Source organism: Clostridium cellulovorans 743B (genome assembly GCF_000145275.1).
Taxonomy (GTDB): Bacteria; Bacillota; Clostridia; order Clostridiales; family Clostridiaceae; genus Clostridium_K; species Clostridium_K cellulovorans.
In genome coordinates this window covers 3,349,405-3,360,831 of record NC_014393.1, presented here as the reverse complement: position 1 = coordinate 3,360,831, position 11,427 = coordinate 3,349,405, and the positions used below count along the sequence as shown (strand labels likewise).

The 11,427-nt window shown below is 31.2% G+C and carries 11 protein-coding genes; 8 read left to right on the top strand and 3 right to left on the bottom strand.

Annotated elements, in window-relative coordinates:
* Nucleotides 1-3 precede the first annotated feature (3 nt).
* The 7 genes from yhbY to CLOCEL_RS13710 all read left to right on the top strand — a co-directional run bounded on the left by yhbY (nt 4) and on the right by CLOCEL_RS13710 (nt 4,905).
* Entirely contained in the window at nt 4-297 is a 294-nt protein-coding gene (yhbY, locus tag CLOCEL_RS13740; RefSeq protein WP_010076635.1) for a ribosome assembly RNA-binding protein YhbY, read from the top strand.
* Nucleotides 298-334: 37 nt separating this feature from the next.
* Nucleotides 335-940, top strand: a complete 606-nt coding sequence (nadD, locus tag CLOCEL_RS13735) for a nicotinate-nucleotide adenylyltransferase (RefSeq protein ID WP_010076634.1) — start codon at nt 335-337, stop codon at nt 938-940.
* Between the two features lie 9 nt (nt 941-949).
* Nucleotides 950-1,543 (top strand): bis(5'-nucleosyl)-tetraphosphatase (symmetrical) YqeK, encoded by a 594-nt coding sequence (gene yqeK / locus CLOCEL_RS13730; protein ID WP_010076633.1) that lies wholly within the window; start codon nt 950-952, stop codon nt 1,541-1,543.
* Nucleotides 1,533-2,846, top strand: a complete 1,314-nt coding sequence (locus CLOCEL_RS13725) for an LCP family protein (protein WP_010076632.1) — start codon at nt 1,533-1,535, stop codon at nt 2,844-2,846. Before yqeK ends, CLOCEL_RS13725 begins: the two co-directional genes overlap by 11 nt.
* Nucleotides 2,847-2,874: 28 nt before the next feature.
* On the top strand, nt 2,875-3,258 hold the full coding sequence (locus tag CLOCEL_RS13720) for a RidA family protein (RefSeq protein WP_010076631.1): 384 nt from the start codon (nt 2,875-2,877) through the stop codon (nt 3,256-3,258).
* Between the two features lie 80 nt (nt 3,259-3,338).
* Nucleotides 3,339-4,235, top strand: coding sequence for an RluA family pseudouridine synthase (locus CLOCEL_RS13715; protein ID WP_010076630.1), 897 nt, complete (start codon nt 3,339-3,341; stop codon nt 4,233-4,235).
* A gap of 79 nt (nt 4,236-4,314) precedes the next feature.
* Nucleotides 4,315-4,905, top strand: coding sequence for a hypothetical protein (locus tag CLOCEL_RS13710; RefSeq protein WP_010076629.1), 591 nt, complete (start codon nt 4,315-4,317; stop codon nt 4,903-4,905).
* Nucleotides 4,906-5,098: 193 nt separating this feature from the next.
* Here the strand turns inward: CLOCEL_RS13710 and CLOCEL_RS13705 are convergent, their stop codons facing one another.
* From CLOCEL_RS13705 to CLOCEL_RS13695, 3 genes are all read right to left on the bottom strand, one after another.
* Nucleotides 5,099-7,249, bottom strand: coding sequence for a glycoside hydrolase family 9 protein (locus CLOCEL_RS13705; RefSeq protein ID WP_010076628.1), 2,151 nt, complete (start codon nt 7,247-7,249; stop codon nt 5,099-5,101).
* Between the two features lie 568 nt (nt 7,250-7,817).
* Nucleotides 7,818-9,137 carry an aspartate kinase gene (locus tag CLOCEL_RS13700; protein WP_010076627.1) on the bottom strand — a complete coding sequence of 440 codons (1,320 nt, stop codon included), beginning with the start codon at nt 9,135-9,137 and terminating at the stop codon, nt 7,818-7,820.
* Between the two features lie 97 nt (nt 9,138-9,234).
* Nucleotides 9,235-9,912 (bottom strand): DUF554 domain-containing protein, encoded by a 678-nt coding sequence (locus CLOCEL_RS13695; RefSeq protein WP_010076626.1) that lies wholly within the window; start codon nt 9,910-9,912, stop codon nt 9,235-9,237.
* Between the two features lie 416 nt (nt 9,913-10,328).
* Between CLOCEL_RS13695 and CLOCEL_RS13690 the strand changes: the two genes are divergently transcribed.
* Complete coding sequence (locus tag CLOCEL_RS13690; RefSeq protein WP_010076625.1) at nt 10,329-11,243, top strand: hypothetical protein; 915 nt, start codon at nt 10,329-10,331, stop codon at nt 11,241-11,243.
* Nucleotides 11,244-11,427: the final 184 nt, after the last annotated feature.

The following is an 11,427-nucleotide window of genomic DNA, read 5'->3' as shown; positions in this document are numbered from 1 at the left end:
CCTATGCTTACAGGAAAACAAAGAAGTTACTTAAGAAGTTTAGCTCATAACTTAGAACCAATATTTCAAATAGGCAAAAATGGTATCGAGGAGAATTTCTTAATACAAGTAGATGAAGCTTTAGAAGCTAGAGAGCTTATAAAGATTAAAATATTAAATAACAGCGATTTCGAAGCAAGAGAAGCTAGTGATTTAATTTGTGAAAAGCTTAAATGTGAAGGTATTCAGGCAATAGGAAAGAAATTTGTTTTATATAGAAAAAGTATTAAAAAACCAAAAATAGAAATACCAAGATAGAGTTATGATATAATTACTTAGTAGGGGAGGAAGAAGGATGGATTTTAAGAGACAAGGGATTTTAGGTGGAACTTTTGATCCGATACATTTAGGTCATATACATATAGCTTATGAGGCTATATGTAAATTAAACCTAGAAAAGATTATATTTATGCCTTCAGGAAATCCTCCTCATAAAACTGATAAAAAAATTACCTCAGGCAAGGAAAGATATGCTATTATAAAAGAGGCTATAAAAAATCAGCCGTATTTTGAGGTAAGTGATTATGAAATTAATAAAAATGGTATGAGTTATACATATGAAACTTTAGAATACTTAAATGGGAAATATAAAAATGTTAAGTGGTATTTTATCACTGGTGCTGATTGTTTAGCATATTTAGATAAGTGGAAGAATGTTCAAAGGATACTTGATAATTGTACTTTTGTTGTCTTTAAAAGAAGTGGCTTTTCAAATAAAGATATAGAGAAATACAAAAGTTATATAGAACAAACATATAATAAAGAAATAATATACTTAGATATACCTTTGATTGAAATATCTTCAACAGATATTAGGGATAGAATTAAGAATAATAAAGAATATAATTATCTTCTTCCAGAAGGTATAGGTAAATATATTATTGAAAATAAGTTTTATTAAGGTGATATTATGTATACGGAAAATGAGATTATAGCTTTTTTAAAGAATCACGTTAAAGAAAGTCGATATATACATACTATGGGAGTTGTAGAGACTGCAGAGAAGCTTGCTAAAATATATAATGTTGATATAAGAAAAACTAGAATTGCAGCATTAATACACGATTGTGCTAAAAATTTATCTGTGGAAACAATGTTTCAAATATTAGAAGAAAATAATTGTGTGATAGATGAGGTTATGAAAATTAATACTGGATTATTGCATAGTGAGGTTTCAGCAATAATTGCTGAGAATACCTTCAAGATAGAAGACAGAGAAATATTAGATGCGGCAAAATATCACACCATAGGAAGAGAAAATATGTCTGTTCTAGATAAAATAATTTACCTTGCAGATTATATAGAACCAGGCAGAAGCTTTAAGGGTGTAGAAGAATTAAGAAAAATAGCCTTTTATGAAGATTTAGATAAGGCCTTAATAGCAGCTATTGATAATACTATCAAATTTGTTGTTGATAGAAAGCAACTACTACATCCCAATTCTATATTAATGAGAAATAGATTATTAATAGTCGAAAGGGAGCACGAGAGTAATGGCAAATAATAATGATGATGTTAAGGGGATTTCTACCGGCAGAAGAATATTAAACTCTGTATTGGTTTTACTTATGGTACTAATAGTAATTGGTGCTTCAGGATATGGATATATAAGATCTACAGCTACAGTTATAAGTACATCAGATAAAATAGCCGCAATAAATGATATAAAGCCTGTGGAACCTGTAAAAAGAGCAATTGATAAGGTGAATATACTAGTACTTGGTGCAGATTATGTTGAGGGAGAGACTACTGATTTTTCATTAAGAAGAACTGATACGATGATGGTAGTAAATTACAATCCTCAAACTAAGAAAATATTTGGAGTGTCTATTCCTAGAGATACACTTGTTGATTATCAAGGAGAAAGTGTAAAAATTAACTCAATAAATGAAAAAGGGGGACCTAAGCTAACGGTTCCTACAGTGGAAGATCTTTTAGGAATAAAAATCAATTATTATGTGATGCTTGATTATGAGGGTTTTAATGCAGTTATAGATGCTATTGGAGGCGTAACAGTAACAACACAATATAGAATGAAATATGATGATGATCTTCAAGATTACCATATAGATTATCAACCAGGAGAAACTATCCACTTAGATGGTAAAGGTGCAGAAACCTTTTTTAGATGGAGAAAAAACAATGATGGTATTCCAGTAGGAACTAAAGATGCAGGTGGTGACCTAGGAAGAATTGAGAACCAAAGAATTCTTTTAAATGCTGTAGCTGAAAAAGCAGCAAGCTTATTTATGGTTCCAAAGATTCCTAGTATTTTAAGTACTGTTATAGAACATATTGCAACGAATATGTCAGCAGATGATATAATGGATTATGGAGTGGCAGTGGCTTCAGTTGGAAGATCAAATATCGAATTTGCTACTTTAGAAGGAGATACACCAGAAATACAGGATGGAGTAACTTATCCATTTGTATTCAAACCTTATGATGAGAAAAACCAAATTGCAATTGCAAGATTAAATAATATACCAGTAGAACAAGTGAAAAATTTTGATAAAGCCAATCTTAAAGTAAATATTATTAATGGAACAGGTATAAGTGGTCTTGCAGGAAACTTAAAATCAGAGTTAACGCAAAATCAAGGGTTTCAGGATCAAAATGTACAAGTTGGAAATTCCAATGAAAATATTAATGAATCTGTTATAGAAGTATATGGCTTAAATGAGTCATTTGGTGATATAATAAAAAAAGAATTTATGAAAACAAATATAGACAAAATTGTTTATTTAAAAAGTGACACTAAGGAGTTCGACATAGTTGTTAAATATGGGTTAGATTATAAAAACTAATTTTGATAAATATGAGGAGGAACAAAAAATGGAGAAAGAAATTATAAGTACCAGTAATGCACCAGGAGCTATTGGACCTTATTCGCAAGCGGTTAAGGTTGGAAATATTTTATATACTTCAGGACAATTACCGATTGTACCAGCAACAGGAGAACTTATAAAATATGACATCAAGCGAGCAACAACTCAATGCCTAGAAAATGTTAAAGGGATATTAGATGAAGTTGGAACATCTTTTGATAAAGTCATTAAGACTATGATCTTTTTAAGAGATATGGAAGATTTTGATGCTGTTAATGAGGTATATGCTAAGTATTTTGCAGTTAAACAACCAGCAAGATCTTGTGTTCAGGTATCAAAATTACCTAAAAATGCTCCAATTGAAATAGAAGTAATTGCACTAGTAGAATAGTCGCATTATTAATTTATTACATTGAGAATGGCTATGTCAAAAGGCATAGCCATTTTTGTGCAAAACTTAAGAGGTGAATCATGGAAAATAAGATTACGTTTAATATAACAAAAGAAGATGAAGGTATGAAGATAAAAGAGTTCTTAAAACTAAAAAATAATTTCTCTTCAAGGTTTTGTAGAGCATCAGCTTTGGCAAAAAATATTTTTGCAAATAATAAAGTTATAAAATTAAATTATGTATTGAAGGCTGGAGATGTAATAGAAGTAAAATTAAATAAGGAAGAAAGTCAAGATATTGAACCAGAAAATATACCGCTGAAAGTCGCTTACGAAGATTCTGATATTATAGTTCTAAATAAACCTCCATTTATTGTAGTTCATCCTACTAAAAATTACCCTTATGGAACTCTTGCGAATGGTCTTTTATACTACTTTAAAGAAAAAGGGGAAAATTGTATTGTACGTTTAGTCAGTAGGTTGGATATGAATACTTCTGGTCTTATAATTGTAGCTAAAAATCAATTCAGTCATATGTCATTACAAAGAGACATGAATAAAGAGGAGTTTAAGAAGCAATATTTAGCAATCGTTCATGGGAAAATGGAAGCCGATTTTGGAACTATAGATTTGCCTATTTATAAAGAAGAGGATGAGCCTATTAAAAGGATTATTGATGATAGAGGACAAAGGAGTATAACCCACTATAAAGTTATAGAAACTTACTCAAATGCACAATTATTAAAGCTTACTTTAGAAACAGGTAGAACACATCAAATAAGAGTACATCTAAGTCATTTAGGTTGCCCTATTTTTGGAGATTCACTTTATGGTGAGTTGGAAGATCAATATATTAAAAGGCAAGCACTTCATGCATTTAGTCTTTCTTTTCCGCATCCAAGAGATGGAAGGATAATAAATATCGAGGCAGAGCTTCCTGCTGATATGAGTGAATTGTTAGAAAAACTTAGAGGGTAAAGATTTTATTTCAAATTTGCTTATAATTTATTGTTTATGTCTATAATAGCAGATAATCAAACAACAACGAGGTAGAAAAATGGGTGACGTTATTTATTTTCCAAACTCAAGTAAGATAATAAATAAACAAGAAGTTTCACAGATGATTCGAAATTATCTGAAAGTACATGAAAGAGATATAGGATGGATATCTAAAAAAATTGATATGGAAGAGAAAATCTTAAGAAATAAAATAAATCGAGGCTATTTGACAGAGGAAGATTTAGTAGAAATGCAACCTTATCTTAGATATCACATGGAAGCTGCTTATGAGTTATGCATAGCTTATGATGAACGGCTGATATTATCTCTGCAACAATCAATCATGTATGAAAGGATTGAAGGAGAAGAACGGCAACAGGCATTAGATTTTATTAATAAAAGTGTTTTAAGTGCTAAAGGGTTAAATAAAAATGTAGATGAAATAATAGAAACGTTAAAGTATAGTTATTCCGTTCTTGAAATTTGCGATTTGCTAATGGATAGAAAGGGAGAACTTGTGGGGCTTATACATCCAGAAACTGAACAATTTCATTTATGGTATGTAACAGAGGTTATGGACGAAATGATGATAGATAAAGATATGTTCATTAAGAAAGAGTTAGAAAAACTCATATCTGAGATTGAATAGGTTTTTAACTTTTAAGAGGTATTCATTTCTTAAAATTTCATTGATAATTTCCAGTGCTGTTAAAGTTGAGATGGATAAAGAAACTTTAATTATTATCTAGTTTCTGTATTGTGAAGAAATGTAAAATTATATAAGGGAACAGGTCTTTGTAAGTATTACAAAGACCTGTTTTCTTATGTAAGTGTTAATAAAACTAGAAACTAGTTATTTGACCTAAAATGTATTTTTTCAATAAAGCTAAATCTATTGAATTTACTTTCCCATTTGAATCTACATCTGCTGCTGTAAATGCATCTCCTGTTAAGGTTGAGGTACCCATAATATGTTTCTTCAGTAGTGCAAGATCCATGGCAGATATCTTTGTATCATTATTAACATCACCCTTTTTTATAGTAGGGTTAACTATTAGAGTAGGTTCTTCACCAGCAACCTTTACTCCATTATCGTAGATAGGAATATATTTTGTTTTAACTCCATCTTGTCCACCAGTAGTAGCTGTAAGCCCTTGGAATGAGAAATCATTTGCACAGTTTATCGCTGTTCCATAAGGAATACCTATCGACATATAAACATCTTTTTTGTAAGTGTTGTTGTTTATAGGAGAGATATTAGTTCCTGTAAAATCAATATTTATATAGTATATGTTTTTATCAACATCCCAAGGTATAAGCCCAGAAAGTTTAACTCCTGAGGTACTAGCCTTTGCTGTAAAGTCACTTGGTTTTATACCAGCTTTAATTTCTTCTGTAATATCCATAAAGTATCTAGCAGATAGTTTATCACTACCTCTTGCTGGCCAACCAGTTTGATTACGAATAGAAACCATTAATTGAAGTTCATTTCCACTAGTTCCACTTGAACTACCATAAGCTAGGTATTCATCAACTGGCGTTTCAATAGCTTTGAAATTTTCAATTGGTGTACCACCGTATTTGTCGTACATTTTAGCAAGGATCCCAACAAAGCCTGCATTATAATCACAAGCAACCTCATTATTTTGATAGTTATTTATGTCATCAGTGTACTTATCGCTAGTATCTGGACCTCCAACTAATGCTCCATAAAGCGTATGCCTACTGTAATCAGGAATATTACATGTTAAATATCCCATCCAAGTACTGTGTGCAGTTCTATGATGAGGATGTGTTGGAGAATTTTCCCCAAAGCCTACTACAAAACTTCTTCCAGTGCTTCCAAGAGCATAATCAATTTGACTCTTTGCAAAATTTTCATAAGCAGTTGCCTTTGTAACATCACAACCAGACCAATCAGCATAAACACTTGCAAGGAAAGCTTGAGTTGTTGCGTATCTAAGAGATCCCCACATATCTAAAACTGCTAGCCCTTTTGCGCTATATGGTACTCTTTGTGTACCAACGCCTGTTGACCACCAATCTAAATTTCTTTCTGCGCATTCTTTATAAAGTGGTTTATTTGTCAACCTAGCAAGTAGTAAGTAAGAACCAAAGATACAGTTATCCCAATTATGCGCCCAAGTATATTTAGGCGTGCTTGTTCCAAGCTCTACTCCCCAGTTTGGCACATAAGACTCTGCCTTATCAAGATAAGCTGAGTCGCCAGTTGCCATATTCAGCCATGTAGCCGCCCAAGTTAATTCATCATAAAAACCACTCCATGAACTATAACATCCCTGAGCTGCCTTATATCCAGCATCACTTCTTGTAGTATCTGCAAAAGTGAATAATTCTTTTGCGTGCTTTAAGCAAAGCTCAGAATAAGAAGGATCTGTATCCTTGAAAATTATTGAAGCTGCTGCTAACGCAGCGGCAGTTTGTCCTACGACAGCTGATCCGGGATTAGCTGTATCAACTTTAAATGATGGTCTTGCCATTGGCATAACTTCCGCAGATCCCCACCATGAATGATCCGCTGCAGCATCACCAACTTGATAGTAGTATTCATTTGGACTTGGATGGCATTTTATCAAGTAATCTGTAGCCCATTTTATATTGTCTAATATGTAAGGAAGTTGACCACTTTTTTCATATGCACCACGACTTTCATAAACACTCCATGATAACATTGAAACAGTGTAAGCCATTGGCAAATTGAATTTTACGTGATCTCCAGCATCATACCAACCTCCAGTAAGATCTAGACCATTGTCTTTACCATCAGTCAATCCAGAATCTCCACGCCAGTTATTTCTACCGTTTTCAGGTAAGTCTCCTGATCTTTGAAATTCATAGAACATAATTCCCTTTTGTAATGCTTCCCCGTAGTTGTAATTTTCTGTAGCTGACACTTTTACTGGTGCCTTTAATGGTGCTGTGATAGAAGCTAACATAACCACGCTAGCTAAGATAGAACCTAATTTTTTCATAATAACCCCTCCATACTTAATAAATATTTTATTCGCCATTTTATAACGAATATAAACGATAAGAAAACGTATTCAGAAAAAGTTTTATGTCACTAAATACTTATAATTATACCATGTATATAAATAATTGTAAATATAACCTCTAATTTGTCTAAATCCTTAAATATTGAATTTAGACATAATTTGTTCAATCTTCATATTGAAACATATATAAGTTTTGGTGCTGAAGCTATAAGAAAGATATTGAAAACTTTGGCGATGCTATGAAAAGTCTTTATTTAATATATATGTGGAGGGTAAAAGTAGAGAAGTAATATTAGAAATAGGGCTCACTTTAGTTTACTGGATTTTATCGAAAATATTAAGGAAAAGTTTACTAAGTTGACATGTGAAACAAATCTGAATGAAAGTAGACGAAGTGATTTGTGAGCCCTTTAGTAGTGTTATCTATATGTAATTATATTTGTGATGGTAATATAAAAAAAGAAAGTTTATGTTAACCGTAAGTTAAAGTAAATTAATAAAGACACTATGAAAAAATATCCATAGTGTCTCGAAATACTAGAGTCTATTCATTAAAAGCTCTATAAATTGCATTAACTGCTTTTTCAAAATCGTCAGTTTCAACTCCAGTTAATATGTTCATTTCACTAGAACCTTGATTTATCATTCTAATATTAATATGTGCTTCCGCTAAAGCTCTAAAAATAGTTGATGCTATACCAGGAGATTGAGCCATACCTTTTCCAACTGTTGCGATAACAGCCATATTTGGATAAACCTCTATAGAATCAGGATTACATTGACGCTTGATTTCTTCAACAATTTTTTCCTTTTTATTTTTTAACTGAGAATCAGCTATAACAAAACACATAGAATCTATTCCAGATGGCATACTTTCAAAAGATACTCCGTACATTTCAAGGATAGATAAAATTTTTCTACAGAAGCCAAGTTCTAAGTTCATTAGTGCCTTTTCTATTGAGATAACAGAGAAATCTTTTCTTCCTGCTATTCCAGTGATTTTACCGTGAGATGTATTTTCGTAGCTGTCGTCTACTATAAGCGTTCCAGGATGTTCTGGGCAATTAGTGTTTTTAATATTTATTGGAATACCAAGATCACGAACTGGGAATATAGCTTCTTCATGAAGAACTGAAGCTCCCATATACGATAATTCTCTAAGTTCCTTATAAGTAATTTTTTCTATAGTTTGTACATTTTCTACTATTCTTGGGTCAGCCATAAGGAAACCTGAAACGTCTGTCCAATTTTCATAAAGCTTAGCTTTAACTCCAGCTGCTATTATAGAACCTGTAACATCTGACCCGCTTCTTGTAAAGGTAAGTATTTCACCTTCTTCAGTTGCACCATAGAAACCAGGTATAACTGCATTAGGTATGTTTTTTAATTTTTCTTGAATGTTGCTTTGAGTCTTTAGTGGATCGTAACAACCATTTTCACCGAAGATTATTAAATCAGCTGCGTCAACAAATTCATAACCTAAAAATTTAGCAAGAACTATTCCGTTTAAGTATTCCCCTCTACTTGCTGCGTAGTCCTTTGAAGCACCGTCCATTAGGTCTGATTTAACTTTTTCAAGATGAACTTGTATGTCAAGATCAATATCTAATTCTTGCGTTATGCTAATATATCTGTCTGCGATTAGTTTAAATACGTCATCAAAAGCAATGCCACTTTCAACGTGAGCATGACATAGATATAATAAGTCAGTAATTTTAAAGTCTTTACCATTACGTTTACCAGGTGCAGAAGGTACAATATATCTTCTTTCTGGTTTTGCGTCAACAATCTCTTTTACTTTTCTAAATTGTTCCGAACTTGCGAGAGAACTTCCTCCAAATTTTGCGACGATAGTGTTGGTCATGTGTATTTGCCCCCTAAATATAAAAGTTTTTCTACATTAAATAATAACAAGTTGACAAAAATAGTGCAATAGTTACAAGAGTTATAATAGAGATTTTCTAAAATATTGCTAAATAAATTATGGGAATTAACATAGCTGGTAAAAGATTAGCAACCTTTATTTTAACAATTCCGAGCATATTTAGTCCTAAACCTAAAATAAGAAGACTTCCTACAGCTGAGATTTCTGTTACTACTTCAGGACTAAGTATATTAGTAAGAGATGAAGCTCCCAAAACGATTATACCTTGATAAACAAGTACTGATATGGAAGATATAAGTACGCCTATTCCTAAGGATGATGCGAAAATAATAGATGAAACACCATCTAAAATAGATTTAGTATAAATTATTGAATGATTTCCTTTTAGTCCACTTTCAAGAGAACCTACTATAGCCATTGCACCTACGCAAAAAAGTAGAGTTGAAGTTACAAATCCTTCTGATATAGAGCCTTGATTGTAAGTCTTAAGGCTCTTTTCCAATTTTATACCTAGAGAGTTAATACGTTTATCTATATCTATAACTTCTCCGATGAAAGCACCTAAGGCTATAGATATGACTACTAAAAGTGTATTATTTGACTTAAGTACCCCACTAATCCCAATATAAAGAACACACAAAGCCAAACCATTGACTATTGTGGTACTAATTTTTTCAGATAACTTACCTTTAAGTAATAAACCAATGATTCCTCCTAATAAAATTGAGAGAAAATTTATTATGGTTCCAAGCATTTTATTGTCCACCTTTCAATAGGATAGTAAATAGGGAATTTTAATAACATTTTTATTGCCTGTTGCATATATTGATAAATATAACCTTTTATTTAGGATTATAAATCAATTGTTTACCTTTGGATACTATGGAAACATAGTTTTATACTGTATATCTATAAATACTTACTTTAACTATAATAGGTTAGTTTTAAAAATTTATCAACATAATAGAAATAAGATACTATTATTTCCAAGATAGGGAAACTGCAGATACAAATAGATTAGTAACGCAAATGTCAAAAATAGAAGTAGTTTAAAGATAATAAGTTGTTGATGTAAATAAGATTTATATACTTATGTAGCACATTTAAGAACAAAAGTGTATCTATGGAAAAAGATAATAGAGCTTTGATTTTGTATAAGGAGATGATTTTATGAAGGAAAAAAATTACCTAGAAATGGTCATCACAAAAGAAAAGCTTAGAGAAAATGGGAGGCTTAAGAAGCTTTACAGCAGCATAGAAAATAGATTGGAAAAAGAAAAGGTTATCTTTTCAAGTCTTGTAAATGAATTAATAACTATACTTGTAAATATGGATAACTGTCAGATAGAGGCTTTAGGAGTATTGATATATAGGTTAATAGAAGATAATTACGAACAAAAATACGTACTTTGTAAGCTAAAACTCGACCAATGTAAGTTGCTCACAAGAAAGCTAAAAGATGAGCTCTATGAAGTTGACTCTAAGCTATTTTTAATCAGCGAAACGAATAATAAGAATGGGCCTTTCGATAATAATACTAGCATCGATTTTGATGAGGTTTATGAGGATGTGGCTAGGATTAGTACTGACATAAAGGAATTAAGAGAACTAAATAATCTGGGAAAAGCCGCATATTCTAGTATAAAGAAATTACTCGAGTATTTGACTTATATAGAGAGATGGAACAGCGGTAACGAAAAAAACTCAGGAGTAATAGCTAAATCTATAAAGTGTAGCCATTTAAATGATACAAAAGATAAATCTATTGAAGTAATATACCTTTTAAGCAAATTTCAAAGGGAGATTGAAACTTCTGTAATTCATATGAAAGTTATCAAAGAATATGAGGAATATCAAAAGAAAGCAAACTATTTTACAGAAGGATATTTTGTGGAGTGGCTTTTAAAAGAAAACATAAATTATACAATTGATAATCTCAAAATACTTAAATCTAATCTTAAGGATCTAATGAATACCTTAAAGATTAAACAAGATTCAGCTGAAGTAAGTTTAACTGAAATGATTAAAGGATATAATGAGAAAAATTATTATGAATATATAAAAAATATAGAAAGAAAAAGTTAATAATAAAAGCTTTGAATTAAGAATATTGGTTACAAATAATATATTGAATTATTATGTAGTTTGATATATAGAAACTGCAGCTAATGTATAATTCAAGGCTTTTATTAGTTAGACCTATTTGTTTGGTATTTAAAATAAATAAATAAATAAATAAATAAATAAATAAAATGCAATTTAGGAACGT

Bases quoted from the DNA above. Each gene is read 5' to 3' on its own strand.
- yhbY (WP_010076635.1), top strand. From the start codon at position 4: ATGCTTACAGGAAAACAAAGAAGTTACTTAAGAAGTTTAGCTCATAAC.
- nadD (WP_010076634.1), top strand. From the start codon at position 335: ATGGATTTTAAGAGACAAGGGATTTTAGGTGGAACTTTTGATCCGATA.
- yqeK (WP_010076633.1), top strand. From the start codon at position 950: ATGTATACGGAAAATGAGATTATAGCTTTTTTAAAGAATCACGTTAAA.
- CLOCEL_RS13725 (WP_010076632.1), top strand. From the start codon at position 1,533: ATGGCAAATAATAATGATGATGTTAAGGGGATTTCTACCGGCAGAAGA.
- CLOCEL_RS13720 (WP_010076631.1), top strand. From the start codon at position 2,875: ATGGAGAAAGAAATTATAAGTACCAGTAATGCACCAGGAGCTATTGGA.
- CLOCEL_RS13715 (WP_010076630.1), top strand. From the start codon at position 3,339: ATGGAAAATAAGATTACGTTTAATATAACAAAAGAAGATGAAGGTATG.
- CLOCEL_RS13710 (WP_010076629.1), top strand. From the start codon at position 4,315: ATGGGTGACGTTATTTATTTTCCAAACTCAAGTAAGATAATAAATAAA.
- CLOCEL_RS13705 (WP_010076628.1), bottom strand. From the start codon at position 7,249: ATGAAAAAATTAGGTTCTATCTTAGCTAGCGTGGTTATGTTAGCTTCT.
- CLOCEL_RS13700 (WP_010076627.1), bottom strand. From the start codon at position 9,137: ATGACCAACACTATCGTCGCAAAATTTGGAGGAAGTTCTCTCGCAAGT.
- CLOCEL_RS13695 (WP_010076626.1), bottom strand. From the start codon at position 9,912: ATGCTTGGAACCATAATAAATTTTCTCTCAATTTTATTAGGAGGAATC.
- CLOCEL_RS13690 (WP_010076625.1), top strand. From the start codon at position 10,329: ATGAAGGAAAAAAATTACCTAGAAATGGTCATCACAAAAGAAAAGCTT.